This window comes from Pseudidiomarina piscicola, from assembly GCF_902806985.1.
Taxonomy (GTDB): domain Bacteria; phylum Pseudomonadota; class Gammaproteobacteria; order Enterobacterales; family Alteromonadaceae; genus Pseudidiomarina; species Pseudidiomarina piscicola.
Map to the genome: position 1 here is coordinate 704,443 of NZ_CADCXY010000001.1, position 18,946 is coordinate 723,388.

The 18,946-nt window shown below is 48.8% G+C and carries 16 protein-coding genes; 7 read left to right on the forward strand and 9 right to left on the reverse strand.

Annotation, left to right across the window (positions count from 1 at the left end; genetic code table 11):
• The first annotated feature begins 4 nt into the window (after positions 1-4).
• On the forward strand, positions 5-1,405 hold the full coding sequence (gene dbpA / locus PSI9734_RS03540) for an ATP-dependent RNA helicase DbpA (RefSeq protein ID WP_173919716.1): 1,401 nt from the start codon (positions 5-7) through the stop codon (positions 1,403-1,405).
• On the opposite strand, the gene PSI9734_RS03545 is transcribed toward dbpA, so the two are convergent.
• Complete coding sequence (locus tag PSI9734_RS03545; protein WP_173919717.1) at positions 1,400-2,401, reverse strand: AraC family transcriptional regulator; 1,002 nt, start codon at positions 2,399-2,401, stop codon at positions 1,400-1,402. The genes dbpA and PSI9734_RS03545 overlap by 6 nt on opposite strands.
• A gap of 112 nt (positions 2,402-2,513) precedes the next feature.
• Here PSI9734_RS03545 and PSI9734_RS03550 point away from each other — a divergent pair, with 112 nt between their 5' ends.
• From PSI9734_RS03550 to PSI9734_RS03565, 4 genes are read left to right on the forward strand one after another with little or no spacing between them, the layout of a single operon-like run.
• Complete coding sequence (locus PSI9734_RS03550) at positions 2,514-3,833, forward strand: flavin-containing monooxygenase (protein WP_173919718.1); 1,320 nt, start codon at positions 2,514-2,516, stop codon at positions 3,831-3,833.
• Entirely contained in the window at positions 3,834-4,736 is a 903-nt protein-coding gene (locus PSI9734_RS03555) for a bile acid:sodium symporter family protein (protein ID WP_173919719.1), read from the forward strand.
• Positions 4,733-5,656 carry an SDR family oxidoreductase gene (locus tag PSI9734_RS03560; RefSeq protein WP_173919720.1) on the forward strand — a complete coding sequence of 308 codons (924 nt, stop codon included), beginning with the start codon at positions 4,733-4,735 and terminating at the stop codon, positions 5,654-5,656. The genes PSI9734_RS03555 and PSI9734_RS03560 overlap by 4 nt, the downstream gene beginning before the upstream one ends.
• Positions 5,656-6,435, forward strand: coding sequence for an SDR family NAD(P)-dependent oxidoreductase (locus PSI9734_RS03565; RefSeq protein WP_173919721.1), 780 nt, complete (start codon positions 5,656-5,658; stop codon positions 6,433-6,435). Before PSI9734_RS03560 ends, PSI9734_RS03565 begins: the two co-directional genes overlap by 1 nt.
• Here the strand turns inward: PSI9734_RS03565 and PSI9734_RS03570 are convergent.
• The 8 genes from PSI9734_RS03570 to PSI9734_RS03605 form a co-directional block, all read right to left on the reverse strand.
• Positions 6,432-7,157: a GOLPH3/VPS74 family protein gene (locus PSI9734_RS03570; protein ID WP_173919722.1), complete on the reverse strand. Its 726-nt coding sequence runs from the start codon at positions 7,155-7,157 to the stop codon at positions 6,432-6,434. The genes PSI9734_RS03565 and PSI9734_RS03570 overlap by 4 nt on opposite strands.
• 124 nt (positions 7,158-7,281) lie before the next feature.
• On the reverse strand, positions 7,282-7,626 hold the full coding sequence (locus tag PSI9734_RS03575; RefSeq protein WP_173919723.1) for a BON domain-containing protein: 345 nt from the start codon (positions 7,624-7,626) through the stop codon (positions 7,282-7,284).
• A 144-nt stretch (positions 7,627-7,770) separates the two neighbouring features.
• Entirely contained in the window at positions 7,771-10,170 is a 2,400-nt protein-coding gene (locus tag PSI9734_RS03580; RefSeq protein WP_173919724.1) for a cellulose synthase subunit BcsC-related outer membrane protein, read from the reverse strand.
• A complete protein-coding gene (gene bcsZ / locus PSI9734_RS03585) occupies positions 10,157-11,347 on the reverse strand; it encodes a cellulose synthase complex periplasmic endoglucanase BcsZ (RefSeq protein WP_173919725.1) in 1,191 nt (396 codons plus the stop codon). Before bcsZ ends, PSI9734_RS03580 begins: the two co-directional genes overlap by 14 nt.
• 9 nt (positions 11,348-11,356) lie before the next feature.
• Positions 11,357-13,582: a cellulose biosynthesis cyclic di-GMP-binding regulatory protein BcsB gene (locus tag PSI9734_RS03590; protein ID WP_173919726.1), complete on the reverse strand. Its 2,226-nt coding sequence runs from the start codon at positions 13,580-13,582 to the stop codon at positions 11,357-11,359.
• Positions 13,579-16,143: a UDP-forming cellulose synthase catalytic subunit gene (gene bcsA, locus PSI9734_RS03595; RefSeq protein ID WP_173919727.1), complete on the reverse strand. Its 2,565-nt coding sequence runs from the start codon at positions 16,141-16,143 to the stop codon at positions 13,579-13,581. The genes PSI9734_RS03590 and bcsA overlap by 4 nt, the downstream gene beginning before the upstream one ends.
• On the reverse strand, positions 16,140-16,886 hold the full coding sequence (locus tag PSI9734_RS03600) for a cellulose synthase operon protein YhjQ/BcsQ (protein ID WP_173919728.1): 747 nt from the start codon (positions 16,884-16,886) through the stop codon (positions 16,140-16,142). The genes bcsA and PSI9734_RS03600 overlap by 4 nt, the downstream gene beginning before the upstream one ends.
• Positions 16,886-17,122 (reverse strand): hypothetical protein, encoded by a 237-nt coding sequence (locus PSI9734_RS03605; protein ID WP_173919729.1) that lies wholly within the window; start codon positions 17,120-17,122, stop codon positions 16,886-16,888. The genes PSI9734_RS03600 and PSI9734_RS03605 overlap by 1 nt, the downstream gene beginning before the upstream one ends.
• A gap of 119 nt (positions 17,123-17,241) precedes the next feature.
• On the opposite strand from PSI9734_RS03605, the gene PSI9734_RS03610 reads away from it, so the two are divergent.
• Both PSI9734_RS03610 and bcsF read left to right on the forward strand, forming a co-directional pair.
• Positions 17,242-18,783, forward strand: a complete 1,542-nt coding sequence (locus tag PSI9734_RS03610) for a BcsE family c-di-GMP-binding protein (protein ID WP_173919730.1) — start codon at positions 17,242-17,244, stop codon at positions 18,781-18,783.
• Between the two features lies 1 nt (position 18,784).
• Entirely contained in the window at positions 18,785-18,934 is a 150-nt protein-coding gene (gene bcsF, locus PSI9734_RS12125) for a cellulose biosynthesis protein BcsF (protein WP_425500044.1), read from the forward strand.
• Positions 18,935-18,946: the final 12 nt, after the last annotated feature.

An 18,946-nucleotide genomic window follows, 5' to 3' on the forward strand; every position in this document is an offset into this window, starting at 1 on the left:
ATTTATGCCAGAATCAACTCCCTCGTCAGACAACGAATCCTTTTTGCAACTCGAGCTTAGTGATGCACTTCTACAAAGCGTGAAAGAAGCTGGTTTCGAACAAATGACGCAGGTGCAAGCGCGCAGTCTACCGACACTACTTAAAGGTGAAGACACAGTCGTTCAGGCGGCGACGGGTTCCGGTAAAACCGCAGCCTTTGCACTCGCACTACTGGCTAAACTTGATGTTACCCATTTCTCGCCGCAAGCGCTTGTGCTATGCCCAACACGGGAACTTGCTGAGCAAGTCGCTGAGGCGATTCGAGCCTTAGCTAAAGCGATGGCTAATCTGAAAGTATTGACACTTTGCGGTGGTGTTCCCGCTCGTGCGCAAATCGCCTCTCTTGAGCATGGTGCACACGTGTTAGTCGGCACGCCGGGCCGGGTTCTTGATCATCTAAACCATAAAAGAATTGAGTTTTCTCAATTACAGACATTAGTTTTAGATGAAGCGGATCGAATGCTAGACATGGGCTTTCAGGATGAGCTTAACGCCATTGTCGAACAGACGCCTAAATCACGCCAAAGTTTATTATTTAGTGCGACCTTCCCTAAAAGTATTGCTGAACTATCACAACGCGTGAGTAAAAATGCCACCTCAATTAAAGTTGCAGCGGTGCAGCAAGCCAACACAATAAAGCAGGTGTTTTATCAATTTAGCGACACCAGCGACGCCGCTGCGGTCGCTTTAGTACTGTTAACCTATCAGCCCAGCAATGCCATCGTGTTCTGTAATACCAAAGTCGCATGTCAAGCCATTGCCGATCGCCTACTGAGCAGCGGTCATAGTGCGTTGGCGCTTCACGGTGACTTGGAACAAAAAGATCGTGACCAAGCCATGGTGCAATTTGCCAATGGCAGCGCGCGTGTTTTAGTGGCAACCGATGTTGCCGCACGAGGTTTAGACATTGCCGAACTTGATTTAGTGATCAGCGTTCACATGGCACATGACCTAGATACTCATACGCATCGTATTGGCCGCACCGGTCGCGCCGGCGCAGAAGGCTTAGCTGTGACCTTGGCCGGGCCACAAGACGACTATAAAATGCGCCTACTAGAAGATACCTTAGACGCTCCGATTCAACTACAAGAGCTGCCGGCAGCCACTACCAACGCCAAACCACTAGTGGCCGACTTTGTGACCTTGCAACTGAATGGCGGCAAGAAAAATAAGTTACGCCCCGGCGACATTGTTGGCGCACTTACCCGTGACGGCAAACTTACCATGGCAGATATCGGTAAAATAAAGGTACAAAACAACTTCGCTTTCGTCGCTGTGCAGCGGAATGCTGTGCGCCATGCGCTAACGCTTATCAGTAACGACAAAATTAAAGGTAAACGCTTTCGAGCGCACAAGCTTTCATAATGTATCGCGGGTAGCTGGTACTGCCGCCTGTTGACTGCGGTAGTCCCAGAAGCCCATGCCGGTCCAACGTTTAAATGCCTTGGCGAAAGCCTGTTCATCGCTATAGCCAAGGTACTCGGCCAGTTGCGCTTGGGTTATCTCTAATTGCTGAATTTTCTCGAGCGCATGCTGCCGTTTCACTGCTTGGGACAGGTCATTAAAGCTCGTACCATGCGCCTTAAGGTGACGGGCTAATGTACGCTCACTCACCGCTAAGTTCGCAGCCACATCTACTCGTGACAGCCATGGCTGTTGTAGTAATATGCCTTGTGCTCGCTCATAGAGCGAACGATGCTGAAGTTGGTTGAGCTGCTGCTGCGCAAGTTCAAGCATTTGTGTTTGCACAGCTGGGTTCACTTCTCGTTGCCGAAAGTGCCACTCAGACGTAGCGTAGACAATAGCGTTTTCGTTCTGATTAAACTCAAGCGCTGCGCCCTTAAACGCCTGTTTATAAAGCTCGTCCGTCGCTGATTTTGCATGTTTGAATTTAACCAACAACGGGGCGATCGGTTTACCAGCGACCCATTGTGCACCGTTGGCGATGCTGGCAAAAATAGCTTCAATGCGAAGCGCAACCGCCACCGAAAATAGATCTGTATAGGTAATCTTCCAACCTAAAGCAGTGTGAGATTTTTGAAAGCTACCGCCCTCTCCTATCAGCGACGAATAATTCACTAAACTTTCTACCGCCACACTCAAAGAAGGGCTGCTCAGCAATAAAAACCCCGTGGTATCAAAATGCTGCGGTAACATCCCCAGACCTATTTTCAATCCCAAACTGTGATCGCCATGACGCTCTAGCTGCTGCCATAGCGCATCTTGCTGCGCTAGAGGCAGCCGCTGGCCGGGCTCATGCAAGCTCAGTTGTAATTGCAATTGCGGATCAAGCTCAACGCCGAGTGCCGGCAGTTGATCAACGATTGCACGAGTAAAGCTTCGCGTAACACTTGCTTGCATAGGTTTAGAAAGTACCTGTCCTAAATTAACCAGTTAATTGTCCTACTATAGCCATAGATTGATTCAGATCAATTGTTATTATTCATTTATGAGCCGTCGTGAGAGTTTGGAAATGAATCCAAGTGTTGTCATTGGTGCCGGTCCGATGGGATTGTGTACCGTTCGTAGATTGCTAGAACAAAATATTGATGTCATTGGCCTTGAAGCTCACAGCGATGTCGGTGGGCTATGGGATATCAATAGTGCAACGAGCACTATGTACGACTCCGCACATCTTATTTCTTCGAAGCGCATGACCGAATTTAGCGATTTCCCGATGGACGATAGCGTGGCAACCTATCCACGTCATGACGAGCTAAAAAAATATTTCACCGCTTACGCTAGACATTTTAATTTGCTTCAACATTACCGCTTTAATTCTTGGGTTGAGCGAGTAGAGCCGGTATCAGACGAACGAGAGGATACCACGCCAGCTTGGCGCGTTATCTATCGTGATGCGAATCAGCAACAACATGAAATTATTGCTGCGAACGTACTGCTCGCCAATGGTACGTTACACCACCCCAATAAAATCAGCCTCAGCGGGCAGTTCGATGGCAAAATGATGCACAGCTGTGACTATCGCAGCGCCGATATTTTTGCCGATAAGCGGGTGTTGATCGTCGGCTGTGGTAATAGTGGCTGTGATATTGCAGTGGATGCGGTGCACCGAGCAAAAAGTGTCGATATGGCAGTACGCAGAGGCTATTACTTTTTACCTAAGTTCGTTGCTGGACGCCCAACCGATACCCTCGGCGGCAAGGTGAAACTACCTAGGCGCCTCAAACAATGGCTTGACGGCTTGCTGGTAAAAATAATTTCAGGAAAACCGAGTCAGTATGGACTCCCTGATCCCGATTATCGAATGTATGAGTCTCATCCGGTGATTAACTCTCTTTTTCTGCATCATATAGGTCATGGTGATATAACCGTTCGGCCCAACATTGCGAAACTCACCTCCAGTGGCGCGGCGTTTGTCGATGGTCAACAGGCAGACTACGACCTTATTCTGCAGGCTACGGGTTATAAGCTGCACTACCCGTTCATTGATGATCAACACCTGAACTGGGACGGCCATGCACCGCAGCTGTATTTAAATATCTTTACCCCCAAACATACTAATTTATTTGTCATGGGTATGGTTGAAGCAGCCGGTCTAGGTTGGCAAGGTCGCGACCAACAAGCGCAATTAGTCGCGCAAGTGATTCGTCAGCAACAACAGGACCCAGCTCAAGCTTCGGCATTTTTTGCTAAAGTGAAGCAACATACACAACAACGGGTTGATGGCGGTATGAACTATCTACAGCTCGAACGTATGGCCTACTATGTGCATAAAGATAGTTATCTGAAGGCCATAGCCAAAGAACTTAAACACTTAACACGGCTAGCTTAAATGGCTTCGACCACACTTTTTGCGCTCAATGGCGTGTTGGCAATGATGATGTTCGGTATTGCGTTAAGCCTAAAAGCAGCCGACTTTAAGCGTGTGATCCAACAGCCTAAAGGTCCGCTTATTGGCCTAGCCGCTCAGTTCTTAGTGTTGCCCTTTGGCACCTTTATGGCGATATCAGTGATCCCCATGCCGGCCGAAATTGCCTTAGGCCTACTGTTAGTCAGCTGCTGTCCGGGTGGCAGTTTCTCAAATATTATGACCTTTCTTGCCAACGGCAACACGGCGATGTCCGTTAGTATGACCGGCATCGCTAGCCTATTGGCATCGCTGCTCACGCCGCTCAATTTTATGTTTTATGCCAGCTTAAACAGCCATACCGATGCGCTGTTACAAGAGATCGCAGTATCAACCTGGGATATGTTAACCATCGTCTTCTTGGTGCTCGCTATTCCGTTAGCCTTAGGTCTCGTGACCGCACACAAATTGCCTAACTTTGCGCGTCGTAGCGAGGGGTTCTTTCGTATCGTTTCACTAGCAGCGCTGTTTGCTTTTGTGGCCATCGCTCTGGTTATAAACTGGGCCCAATTTATTGCCGGTGCCAGTCTGTTTGTGCTGGCGGTTGTCGCTCATAATGCCATCGCCTTAGCGATAGGCTGGTCGGCAGCGAGAGCGGTCGGCATGGCTGCGGCGGAGAGGCGAGCAATCAGTTTGGAGGTTGGTTTACAAAACTCTGGCTTGGGGTTAGGTATTATTTTTACTTATTTTGCGGACTTAAGTGGCATGGCAATTATAGCTGCCGCCTGGGGTATTTGGCATTTAGTCTCCGGCCTTGGGCTCACGCTATTTTGGCACTACTGGGACCGCAATCACGGTGTTGGTCAAACCCAAGGAGCAAAGTCATGAGAGTGCTAATTACTGGCAGTGAAGGCTATCTTGGTCAAGCTCTTATTCGCAAACTCGCCACCGACGCTGAGGTGTTCGGCATTGATCTACGCTCAGCAGCCAACCCTACTGCCAGCTATCATTATCAGGCCATGGACATTCGCGACGCCAAGCTCAATGATTATATGCAGCAACACGGCATTACGCATGTTGTGCACCTTGCGAGCGTGTTACAAGCAAGTAACGATCGACAACGCGACTATGACATCGATGTCAACGGCACTAAAAATGTTCTTCGTGCTTGCCTTCACGCCGGGGTAAAACACCTTACCGTAACGAGCAGCGGCGCTGCCTACGGCTACCACGCAGATAACCCTGAATGGCTGACCGAAACGGACCCTCTGCGCGGTAATGAAAGCTTTGCCTATAGCTGTCATAAACGGCTCGTCGAAGAGCTGTTAGCAGAGTATCGGCAACATTCGCCGCAGCTTAAACAACTTATTTTGCGCCCTGGCACGATTTTGGGCGCCACCACTCGCAATCAAATCACTCAGTTGTTTCAGCAAAAGCGTTTGCTCGCGATAAAAGGCTCAGCATCACCCTTTGTTTTTATTTGGGATCAAGATGTCATCGAAATCATTCGCCGCGGGGTAAGCGACAGTAAAACAGGTATTTTTAACCTTGCTGGCGATGGCGCAATGCCAATGGCCGAAATTGCCGACGAGCTCAATAAGCCGCTGTTGCAGCTACCCGCTTGGCTCTTAAAACTGCTACTCACGATGGGGCACAAGCTCCACTTAACCAATTACAGTGCCGAACAGCTTGATTTTTTACGCTACCGCCCGGTACTTGATAACAGGCAATTGAAACAGGATTTTGGTTACACGCCGCAACTTACCACCCGTGAAGTTTTCGCCTATTATTGCGAGCGCAACCACTAATGCGTGCGCCGCCCATTGCACTCATCACCGGCGCGGCTTCAGGCCTTGGCCTGGAGCTTGCAAAGGCGCTTCAATGCAGTCATCAATTGGTCTTAGTTGATGTCAACGAACAGGGCTTAGCAGCTTGTAGAGAGCGGTTCCCCAACGCCTATTGCGAGCATGTCGACCTTGCCGATAGTCATGCTATAGAACAGCTTTTAGATAAGTTACTCACGCAACTTCCACGACTTGACCTGCTGATCAATAACGCCGGCATTACCCACCGCTCGCCCGCAGCGAGCACCTCGATTCAGGTCATGGAAAAGGTGATGGCCGTAGACTACTTTGCGGCAGTGCAGTTAAGCCAAGGGTTACTGCCTCTGCTAACCGCTTCAGCGGGAAAAATTGTCAATATTGGCTCGATGGCCGGCTGGATGCCTGTTATCGAGCGAGCTGGCTACTGTGCAGCTAAGTCGGCACTACATCAGTATTTTGAAACCCTGCGCGCCGAGCTAAACCGCCCGGGCGCTGTGCTAATGGTTTACCCCAGCTTTCTTGATACGCCTATTGAGCACCACGCATTAGACAGTCAAGGTGCCATTGCCTCGCACCCACGCACCACGGCGGGAGCTATGCGTAGTAGCGATTGGATGGCCAAGCGCATCGTCAAGGCAATGAACGGTCATCAAGAGCGCCTATTCCCTGATCGCCTGACCTATTTTGCGAGCGTGTTGTATCGCCTAGCACCACGACTCTACCTACGCCTGATGCGTCGTAAACTGGGTGGCCAGCGGGGTTAACACGACGGCGTAGTGCTGGTCGACGCTGTGGTTGCAGCCATAATGGCCGGCATAATTGCTGTCATCATTACCGCCACTTCAATAGCGGCAATAACATCCTTGGTCGACTGCCCCAAGAGCTCACCGTTAATAACCTGTTGCACACGTTCTTTGTTGGCTTTTAATTCATCTTTACTGAACACTTGGTTCAATAGGCGTGCGCCTTTGGCTAGGGAAATCATCACCGCAATGCGTGGGTCAATTTCCAGCGGCCGATCTAAAATAAGTCGTCGCATTTCAGTACGTAAATAACTTTCAGGCTCTGGGTTTACCTCGGGATACACTTTTTGCGTGAACAGCCAAAGCACCTTCTTTTCTTCCAACTTGACGATACCGCTGGCAACCAACGCCTGTGCGACCTTTTCTTTCAACTTACTAATCGAACCTAAGCGCATCACCCAATCATCAAGTTTACGAGGTTTCTTGGCGTCTTGGAGCTTGGCTAATGCTTCATCAAATAGCGGGTCTTCGGTGGGTGATGCATCAATAACTATGACTTTATTCTTATTTTCAGCATCAATTTCGATACGTTTCAGAAGTAATAGATCGGCCAGCATCGCAGCCGCCACGCCATAATTAATGTAGGCTGCACTCATGGTGCCTTTTTCTTCGCATAGCGCCAACAACATCAAGCCTTCATAGAGCTTCAACGGTTGACGTTGTGGTGGTTGAACTGTGGCCATGTCGTGATTCCTGTGGTGAGCTTAAAATCTTAGAAGCTCCAGCATACGACAATTAACCCCTAAAATAAAAAAGCCCCATGCAGGTTAACCTGCATGGGGCCATAGCTCAGACGAAAACTGGGGATTATTCGCCTTTCACTGCAAGCTCGTTGCGAACACTTTTAACGCCTTCGACATCGCGAGCTGCTCGTTCAAGAGCAATCACATCATCTTGGGTCTCAACTTGACCGCTAAGTGTTACCGCGCCATTGGTCACTTCGACGTTGATTTGCATACCACGAGCCTTCGCCATTAGCGCGCTTTTAACATTGGCTTTAATAGCTGAATCGCTAACATGATCGCCGGCTTGCTCTGCTGCTTGTTCAAGCCCTTGGCTTTGCGGGTCTTGCAAAGTCGTTGCCATTGCAACCGTGCCAAAAGTTAAGGCCAATACTGAAGCTGTTGAAGTAATTACGTTGCTAAGTTTCATAGGTATTTCTCCTCGTTATTGAATAGCATAATTGCTTGGTTCAACTTCACTATAGTCATTCTATGCGACAGTAAAAGCCGCTTTGCAGAGCTTTTGCTTTATAAAGATTAGGTTAATAAATAGACAGCATTGAGAGCCATGGGGTTACTCCCACCATGGCTCACTCACATACTCTTGTGGCGGGTAAGGTGGTCGGTTTGGTGAGCGACGCTGGCCAGCAAAATCGTAACGTAAGTACAATGAGAAGTGATTAGGATCATAAAATTCAGAACGCTGAATGTTGGTGCTACCGCCAATATACCAATGATTACTCAACCTATATTCCAGCGTGGCACGAAGGCTGGTACCAAAGCCTCCACCTGTGCCGCCTGCAAAAACTGGATTAATGCCTGTTTCACCACTCAGCGCAAGCGCTTGTTGCTGTAGCTCAGGATGCGCTGGGAAAAACTCACTTGCGCTCAGCTTTGTTGTCGATTGACCTAATGACGCGCGCACAAGGTATGACAACCGACCGACGCGGCCGTAGACACTCAGCGGAATACTTAACGAGGCATAACTTTTCGGGCTGTAATAGCCGCCTTGGCCAAAGGTTGTTTGACTTTGATCGTTTGCATAGCCCCATGTAAGTGCAGTTAAACCACTATCAAAAGCAAAGGCTTCGGTGTCATAAAAAGTTTTATACACACCGGTATAAGCATACCAACGACGATTCGACTTGAGTTCCTTGCCGCCATAGTGGCTAACGCCAAAGTTAGACCACCAACCCCAGCCGGTGCCTTGATCCCAATTAAAGCTACCACCTAAAGTGGACTCCATAACCGGCCCCCACTCTCGGCCTGAGTAAGGATCTTCCGCCCCGGCAAAATTAACCAGTGCCGATGTGAGTACACGCCGTTCCGCTTCGATACCCCAGCCAAACTCGCCAAGATCGCCATCATAACCAACTGAGCCGACCCACTCACTTTGTCGAAAACCAATGGGGCTGCGACCTATATCAGCGTGCCAGTTCTGCCATTCAACGCCAAAGCCAATAGCAATGCCCTGATCTTCAGCTTCAGGCCAGATCCCCGTAGGGCAGCTGTCATCGCACAGTAATCCCGTACCAAAACGCGGACGCCAGTAGCTATCATCAAGATCTGCAGCGCCGGCGCTCACGGTGGTTGGATCTAGTTGTAAAAACCATCGATTCTGCTGCTCATCGCCAAACGTTGAACTTAACCTCAACATAAGCGTGTTGCTATCGAGAGAGCTAATACCTGGCGTACTCTCACGCTCAGACAAAGTATAACCAAGCCACAAAAAGGTCTCTTGGCTTTCGTCACGGTCACTAGTCCCCACCGCAACAGTTGAGGTGTCCGATGCTGATGCATCAGTTGCTACCTGGTTTGCCTCGTCAGCAGCTTGTTGCGCGGCAATTTCAGCGGCTCTTTGACGTGCAACTAAGCGCTCAAATAGAGCGGTCACGCCCTCGCCTTTGTCTGTTGCTAAAACCTCTCTCGCAAGCGCGAGTGCCTCGTCATCACGATCAATTTTTTCCAACAATAAGGCCTTTGCAAAACGTGCGTCTGAGCTTTGATTCTGCATCAGTAATTGCTGCATGATTCGTTCTGCCGCGGTGGCATTATTTTGTTCTAGCGCGGCCACGGCTCGGTCATACGCCGCCCAAGGATCAGGTAAAGGAGCAGCCTCAGGCGCTTGAGAAGTTGTTTCAGTTTGCGCCGTTTGGCTCGAATTTGAGCGAGCGTTTGCATCACGCTGGGCATATAAGATTTTACGATAGCGAGCAATGTCACTATGGCGCGGGAAGTAGCCAGCTAAGGTATTAACTTGACGAATGAAGTCTGGCGTTGCTGGTAGTTCAGACAGAGCGCGTAGCCAAATCCCCAAAGCCTGTTCGCCAAACACCGGATTCAAACTCAACTGCGTTAACTGTGCAAGGTCTGACGGTTTAAGCGCATCGATAGCCAATTTGTGGCTGGCAATACTCAACGTTAATTCTGGCGCATCAGGGTACAACCTCTGTAGCTGTTGCAAACCACCAATAGCACGTTCACGACTCTCCACGCGACCTATAACGTCCCAATACAAGATTGCAGTGGTCAAGGTCAAAGGCGGCTCATCATAAAGCGTGCGAAGTATGCTTGCCGCTTCTTCATAGCGCCCCGCAAAAAGATAAAGCTCGACTTGCGACAGTGATTGTTGCTGTTCATTACTTAAGGTCATACGCTCGGCAACCCGTCGGGTAGCCAAGTGCTGTGGTGCACGTTCTCGCAATAACTGCCAAAGTCGTTCGGCATCGTCGCGCCGCCCTTCGGCCAGCGCGGCATAGATCGCAATTTCAACTAACCGCGGATGCTCCGGTGCAACACGCATCATCTGCGCGATAACTTCGGTTAGTTGTGAGTCTTGTTGGCGGTGACTCCAGAGTTTTAAACGCTGCTCTACTAATTGTTTTGAATGCTCATAAAGTTTGCTGTCAACTTGCTCTAGTTGACTACTTTGTAACAACATTAGGGATAATGTGAGTGTTTTAATCACCAACATAGACACATTCCTCACGTTCCCATTGCGGTTTTAAAGCACCATCGGCGGCAAACACTAAACAGCCTTGGTCACTCCCCACACCATAGAGTAACAACATGGTGTCGTAATAGTTTTGACGGTACTTTGACGGATCTGTTGCAACGATTCGCTGGCGTTCTAACTCTGCTAATTGGGGCGCAATCTGTTCTAACATCGGCAGTACCGCTGAGGAAAAACCAATAGGGCCGACACCGGCGTAGCTGCCATCGCGCCAGTTGGTGCTTTTCGGCATACTTCCCAATTCATTTATCGACGTTACTACACCACTAAAAGTTTCTAGCTGACGTTCCACCAACGGGTCATGCTTCGCTGCGATAGCCCACCACAAATAGACGCGTATGGCATCGTAGTCGGCTTCTGCTTGCTGGTTTTCGGCCAGTTCTCCAGTTTCTTTAAGAATCGCCCAGTCACTGGCAAAGCCTGCTTCATGCAAGCTTGCTAAATAGAGTCCACTGTCATAAACCTGCTGCCAGAGTTCGTCGCCCGTTCGATTGGCAAAATAATCTAACATTGGCAGTGCATAGTAGCTTAAATTAAGTTTAATGCTGGCCTCTTCATCGGCATTCGTTAGCGGTTCAATAAAGCCAAAATAGCCAGGCAGTAAATAGTGTCTGTGCTGCCACTTGGCAATTTCGTAACGTGCTATTTGCCACAACATGCGCTCACCTAAAGCAAGATAACGGGGTTCATGCCATAGCTCCCCCGCCTGCAGCAAGGCGTAAGCCATCACAATGTCGGCATCACTTGCTGAGTTAGTATCGATGACGCCCCAATCGCCACTTTCTTGCTTGCCCCACAGCCATGCCGGAAGTTGTTGGGTTAAATCACCAGCGGCAAGGTTGTTTTCGGTCCATTGCAGGAGCTGTCGAAAGGTCGCGGGGTCATTTGCAAGCAAAGCAAACAACATTGCATAACTTTGCCCCTCCGACGTTGTAATAAGTCGTGCATCGGCACCATCGATCACGCGACCTTGGCCATCGATGAAGTCGTCCACTAAACGCTGATAGTGGTACTGAAACTGCAGTGCTTGTGGTTTAGCAGGCGGCTCATCAAGCACAGGTTCAGGGCTGCAGCCGGGTGCTAGCACCAAAACCACAGCCACTTTAAGTAACCTTTGCAGACCCTGTGTTAGCTTCAAGCTCGCTCCCTACTGTCGCTTGCTCACCGCAGCGGAAAACAGCCGATACAAGGCAATCACAAGCACCAACAATGCCAGCAACGCTAGTACCGTTACCAATATTGGGTATTTTGCCAAGTGGTACATCATGCGATTAGACCAGCTTAAGTTGCCCACATAGTACTTGTGTTCCGCTTCATAAGAAGTGACACGTGCGGGTGTCAGCACCGCCAAGAAACCTATCATATCGTTAGACAACGCATCACTTGTCAAGGCCTCACGGAAGCGCGTCAAGTAACTATCACTTGTTGCCGTAATCGCGACCACCGAACGCTCATTCGAAAATGGCGATTGAAAACCCACCACGGCTGCGCTCGGGCCACTGTTACGTAGCGCTAGATCAGGACTGTAAAGTAACTGTTCGCGCCCCGCTAACGTTTTACGATTGACTTGCTGCTGTAATTGTTCGTCACCAAAACGTTGCAGCCAAGCCTCAAGTGGTCGAGCGCCAAAAATCAGCACATCTTTATCGGTCGTTTCGGGCAGCGCGCCAACCGACGTAAGCGTTAACTGAGTGGCTGGGTAACCCGTCGCACCACCTAGCTTTGCCAGAGTCATAAGCAAAGTGGTGTACAATTCACTATTTAGCTGTTCCGGAACTACGACCAGCGTTTGCGATAAATCATCCCAGCGGGTAAACGGATAGCCCGTTTTCATAAACAGCTGAACATCAGGCAGCGCAACGTAATTATCGTAACCGCGCAAATCGATTGTTGAATTGCCATCGATCACACCCTGCGCATTGAGTAGCGGCGGCGTACTACATTGATCACTTACCGTACCCATATCAAAGTGGAATTGCATACGGTTGACCGCACCAAGACGAAATGACGGCAAGGTTACGTTGTCAGCCTCTTGCCCTAAGGCGCCCGATAAAATCGGAATCCGCAGCCGCTCTTCAGTGTTTTCACTACCGCTCTCACCTAAATCGAATGCCTTCACAAATTCATCATTGATGCTTACTAGCATGCGACTTTCATCTTCAGTCAGCGGCGGTGTATAGCGGAATCTCAAATCCAGTGGAATACCATGGCGCTGCCAAATAAATAAATCAGGTGGCAGTCGCAACTCAATATTCACCGGCGCTGTATTGCGGGCAGAACGCTGCAGTTCGCTTGGGTGATCAACTAATTCTTGTAGCATGACTGGGCGCTCGGTACTAACCCAACGAGGCGCTGCATAAGCGTCGCGGGGGTCGAGTTCTTGCGGACGCACCGTAACATGTTCACCACTCATACTCTCACTACTCAACACAAAAGTGGCCGTGGCCGCCCGCAACTGAGTGTCGTTGGGCGCAGCTATAACCAATAGCTTATAGGCTGGGTAGGCCGGATTCGCCAGCATCATTACAGTCGGCTCAGCAACCTCTGGAAGATCATCAAATGGCCGTGGCCGCTGGTCATTAGTAAGCGTGATAATGGCATGATCACGGGGCCATTCCTGGCGCCATTCTGAGTCTTGCAACAAGCGCCCTGGCGCTGGCTCAACATCGTGGTGTACAACCTCTACCGAGCGCCAATCGGCCATTTTACCAAAGTAGCTAGCTAAAACCCCGTGGGCCTCGGTTGCAGCCATTGAAGGCATACCGAAACTGACGAAATTGAGTTTTAGTTCACTAAAGTCATTGGCATCGAACCACGGCTCCGGGAAATAAGATAGTTCGTTGGCCACGCGCAATTGACGATAGCTTAATTCAAGTTCACTGGTATCTAGAAACTCGGCCCAAGCAGCTGGTGAAGCTAGGGTACATTGCCCATTAAACACTTCGCTCACTAACTCAATACGGAGCTGGTTATAACTACTAAATAAGCGTGGGTTAATATTAAAACTGCGCTTTTGAACGGTATTTGCCATGCCTTTTTGTAAGGCGATCACGCCAAATACTTCTTGATTCATACTCACGCGGATCTGGCTCACAGTATCGACCATCGCTGGCGAAATCATAAAGTCCAAATTAAGCTGGGCCGCCTCAACAACGCGATCGTAACGCCCACCGAAACCTATAGTCATTTCCGGCCGCAACCCATGAATCCGAAGCTCTTGCGAGTTTGCTGCAGCATTTAGGCTATAGCTCTCTTGCCAGCTAGGAAGCTTTTGCCACTCAGGTAACGTTTCAGAGTCGACCTGCGCAGCTACAGTTTGCGTGCTTGCAACTAGCACCATGATTAAAACAGTCAAAACCCAGCGGAACTTCATCCTTCACTCCTTGTTACTGGTGAGCGCGGTAAAAGACTTGAAACGACTCGCCATCCTTTCGCCAACAACCTTGTGATGGGTCGCACTTGCGGCGCTAAATGGAAAAATAATCGTTGATAGCCTTTAAAACCTATACCTACAACTTCTCTTAAACTAGTGATTGGTTTGTCTACCGAATCATCAGGCATCCAACCGACCCACGCATCAGCTCGCGCAAAAGTTGAGCGTAAAAACGCTCGCTCTTGTGCGTAATTTTCAAATAAAATACGAGTACCCAGGTGTTGGCCACGCTTGAGCATCACTTTGATGTCAAGCGCATGATACTGATCGCCATCAGCGAGAATCAGCGTCAAGGTGTCACCCTCGCGTACTTCCATCCCCTGCACTATTTTAATACCTGCACCTTCATGGGAATAATCAGTCATAGTCGCTTGATACATACGCTCATTTTGATCGTACAGAGTTACTTTACGATCAACGGCAACGCGGTGCGCTGTTCTGACTTGCTTCGCCTCTTCGGCCACCGCAACAGCTCCCCCAAGCAAAATCAAATTATAGATAACCCAAAATAAATTGAGTATAACCGTCAAATATTCATTATCTGGGCCAGTAAAGAGCCGCCAAATACCAAAACCTAGCCCCGTTAAGCTTAACCCCATTAACGTAAGATAAGGCCATGAGATACGCCAATCGAAAAACGAGTACTCTGTTTTGCCACCTTTTTGCGTAACATTAAATTCACCATGCTGTGGTGACAGCAATGCCACTGTTGTCGGCCGCAAGATGTACCACGCTAGCACAGTTTCATACATTTCAGCCCAGAAGGAATGACGAAATTTGCCTTGTGAGCGAGAGTTTGCCAGGTTCGCATGTACTAAATGCGGAATCGCGTAAATGGCAATCATAATCGCCGGCGCGAAAACCACGTAACTATGCAAGAGCAGGAATGCCAGTGGCGCCAGCAAAAAAATGACGCGCGGAATACCGTTTAAAAAATACAGCATGGCGTTGGCGTAGCAAAGTCGTTGCCCCCAATTCAGCCCTTTACCTAATAACGGATTATCAATTCGAAAAATTTGAGCCATCCCACGCGCCCACCGAATGCGCTGGCCAATATGAGCCGACAAACTTTCAGTCGCTAACCCAGCCGCTAAAGGCACATTCAAATACGCGGTGTTGTAGCCTAGGCGGTGCATTTTCAATGCGGTATGAGCATCCTCGGTGACGGTTTCAACAGCGATACCACCGACTTCTTCCAACGGCCCACGCTTGAGCACAGCACAAGAGCCACAGAAGAATGAGGCATTCCACATATCATTCCCATCTTGGATTAAACCATAAAACAACTCACCCTCGTTTGGGTTCTTACGAAACACTCCGAGGTTTTTTTCAAATGGGTCCGCCGAGAAAAAATGATGCGGTGTCTGTACTAACGCAAGCTTTTCATCACGCAGAAACCACCCCATCGTTAACTGTAAGAATCCACGAGTAGGAATATGGTCACAGTCAAAAATTGCGACATAATCACCGGACGATAAACCAAGCGCATGGTTTAGATTACCAGCTTTCGCATGTTTGTTATCTGGCCGTATAAAATAGTGCACGCCAATTTCCGTGCAGAAGTCTCTAACGCTGTCTCTTTTACCATCATCAAGCACGTATATTCGAATCTTGTCTTGCGGCCAATCTATGACTTGCGCAGCCAGTATCGTGTGCCGTATTACACTTAACGGTTCATTATAGGTTGGAATGAAGATATCGACCGTAGGCCAACTTGCAATACTCTTAGGCAGCGCAGCTATTTTCCTCTGCAGCGGCCAAGCTGATTGAATATAGCCAAGAATTAATATGGTCCAAGCATAAAATTCCGCACTAAGAAGCAATAACCCAAACACCATGTCAATCGGCACATCCCAATTCACTGTTTGGGTGACACGCCAGAATAAATAACGTGTACTGACCACCAGCGACAAGGTGATCATCAATAACATAGGAATACGGCCCTGAATATTTCTTACCCAAAGAGCTACGGCCCAGAATGCCAACAGTAAGACAGCCTGCGACCCTGCCTCCATCGGCAGCCCAATAATAAGCAAGGCAGTAAGGCTTGAAAGAATGGTTAAAATAATACGAAAAGGTAAATTCCACCGGGTCGCTTTTTTTTGCGTTTGCCGATGAAACACGTACTCAAACCATCGCGTTGCCCACCGCAATGGATGTCGCAAAGCGGCCGCGACACCTCGGCGACTTAGTTCAATAGGCGTACCAATTGAAGCTTTGAGCTGCTGGGCTTGGCGACGCTCTTGTTTGGTTTTGAAAAAAATTAAATAGAAGAACTGTAAAATAATCCGTAGCGGATCGAGTAGCGAGTGTTTATCCCAATCAACTTGCGGAACCCAGTAGCGAAGCCCTCGCTGGCCACTGTTCGAGCTATCTGCTTGCGTGGACGCACTCACTCGGAAAAAAACAGCCTCCGCATAAAGTGCAATAAAGCTTAAAAGCGCACTAAAAAGAGAATCTCTCCGTCGTAGTTCGCGCCAGTGTTTTTGCATGATACTCATGCCAACTGCTCCGACTCGGTAGTCAGCCAAAAAGCAACTTCTTGTATATCGGCATTGGCTTGCGCACCAAGCGTGTATTCGTAAATCAGTTGCTGGGTCGCCAGCGCTTCAGGAACATGCTGATCACGATTAATAGAGTAAGGCAGCAGCCAGCCATCACTCAATTCAGCCCGCATTAAATCGTAACTATCGCGCTGCAACTCCATATGCGGGGCGACTTTATTAATGAGCCCTCGATAACGCATTGTTGGGCTGGCTTTGTGCGCATAATGCCACCGTTGTAGAGCTATATAGCTTCGCGGCTCGGGTTCAAACACCAGCATACAAGGTGTATCTTTGGGTAAGTAACAGGAGTCTTGAAAACTGTGCCCGGTTGGCAAGTTAACCAATAAGTACGTCACCGAAACTGATTGCAGGGTCGTCAATGCGGTTAATGTTTTATCGAACGCTTCTACACATTGGCTTGCGGTTGGCTGTCGTTTAGGGGCGCCAAAGGGCACCACGATCACCTCAGAAGCAGCTCTGAATGAATTATCTAAGACACTCGCAACAAGGCCTTGATCATCAAAGAGGCCACGCGGCTCAGCTAGTTGCTGCGCAAAATGCGCTGCTAAATTATTTTGTGCACACAGATCGAGTACAGCCACCTGCTCGCCATGGCGTTGGAGCGCTGCCGCAAGGTTTGCTGTTAACGTCGTCGCCCCCGCACCACCGACGAGACTTTCAAAGGCAAGTAGTTTCATCAGTCACCACCGTTAACACTATCGATTCTTGAGCTTGGCTTGCCGTCAGAGTTAATTCCGGGGGTATTGAAAATACGCCATTTCTGGCGCACAGCTTTTATTCGCTCCGAAGCAATAATTTCTTTAAAAGCGGGTTCATAAGCTGCTACAAATGAACGTAGTCGAGCAATGTCTGGCGCCTCATTTTCTGCTGTAACGGACTTTTGCAGAGTTTTATTTGGTGTAGTTGAGGACATACAAGGCTCTCAATTCACATACGTCGACAAAAGGTCATAGTAAGCACCTTAAATCGTGTGCATTTTTTGGTTTATTTGTTACTATCTTATACATTATCTGCGCTGGATCCACAACAAATATGATAAAGCAAGAACACCTGATCAAGGATCTTGAGGCCCCTCTTCCGCCGCTTTTGAGTGGGCATATCTACACGTTCTATTCGGGGCATACCAGATTACTCAAGGAACTCATTGCGCACTATTCAGCGCAAACAACGAGCTGTTACCTTTGCGATAGTTCGGTTCCGGTAGATGAACGCCTACTGTCATCGACTACCTGTGCCAACGCGATGGAAGTCAAACAAAGACATCGCTATCACGGCAGTCAATTCCTAGCGGCCTTGAGTAGTCTCAGCCAACGCACTAACTTTATTGTGATTCACCTAACTGCTGAGCAAACTGCTTTTCACCAATTTCTCTTGTATGACCCTCAACTCATTGCACTTGAGAACTGGGCAGCAGAGCACGGTAAGGTTATCTGCCTAGCAGTTTCAGGGATCGATACCACGAAGGACACACAAGAGTGGATCACCACTAACGAGAATCACTTTCAAAGCTTAACCCGTCTCGATAAAACTCCAAGCGGGCTAATGCTAACGGTGCACTACTGGTTTTATCGCGGTAAGGTCATTAACCGCTCGCTCCCCCTCGAGATAGGTGCTGACGGTGCTTGGGCACTCGATAAAAACAAACAAGTTGATAGTAGCACTACCGAATTGAAACATGAAAATGCGCCCGTTTACTTTATTAGTTCAGCGGTCACTGGGCGCGAGATTACGCCCGCTGGGTGGCGTTCGCTAAGTCATGAGAGTGAAGCTCATACCTTGGTTGATCCAAATAGTGACGATATTATTTTGCTAGCTTTCTATCGTGGCCAAGATGTCTCCGCATTGATGCGAACAGTCTTCGAATTACGCCAGCATTTTGGCAACTATATTCGAATTTTCATACGCGAATTAGACCAATCAGTGAGGCACACAGATGAACAATTGCTGTTACAGTCGGGTGCAACCCTAATACTGCCACTCAACCTGCGGTTTAGCCAAGTCATCTCATTAATTCGAAGTTCAAGTGGTTGGCGTTTTCCCCATAAACTGGCAGCCGACTTTGCACAAATCGAACAGCGCTATATCCCCAGTGACCTTGAAGGCTATCGCACCTGCGAAGACTTCATTCGGGACGCCTATAAACTGGTAGAGCTTACTCAGAAGAAGCAAGTTGAATTCAGTTATACCATTGCAAAGCCTGCTCCTGGACTTAAGTTGGTAGATATCTTGATGCGCTTTAAACACCGCCGTGAGGGGGACTTGATTACTAACTGTGGTGACGAAATACATATTTTCTTGTTTGGCTGCCGCGAGCAAGATGTTCAACCAACGTTAGAATATCTCTTCGGTGCACCTGTCGCCAACTTGTTCGACAGTGACGTTCATGTTAACACCGCGAAATTAGCGCTTCGTAAGTTAGAAAATCTTGCCGAACAGCCACCGTCGAGGGACTACAGTGTGGAGCTAGAGCTCGCTAAGCAAACACTCAGTACCGACGAAAAAGAGCAATACCGGCGCATGTTCCCCACTGATTTCGCACCGTTGAGTTCGATCGATAGTAAGCAGGAGCCTTAACATGGCAGAATCTCAATTGATCCAGATCGTCCTTTTCACCTTTGCATTAGGATTTATTGCCGGTTTGATAAGCCTTAAACTGCTTTCACGCCTTTGGCAACTTTTGCGGCAGCGGACTGCCCACTTTCGTTATTTTCGAACATTAAAGTAGGAAGCAGGTATC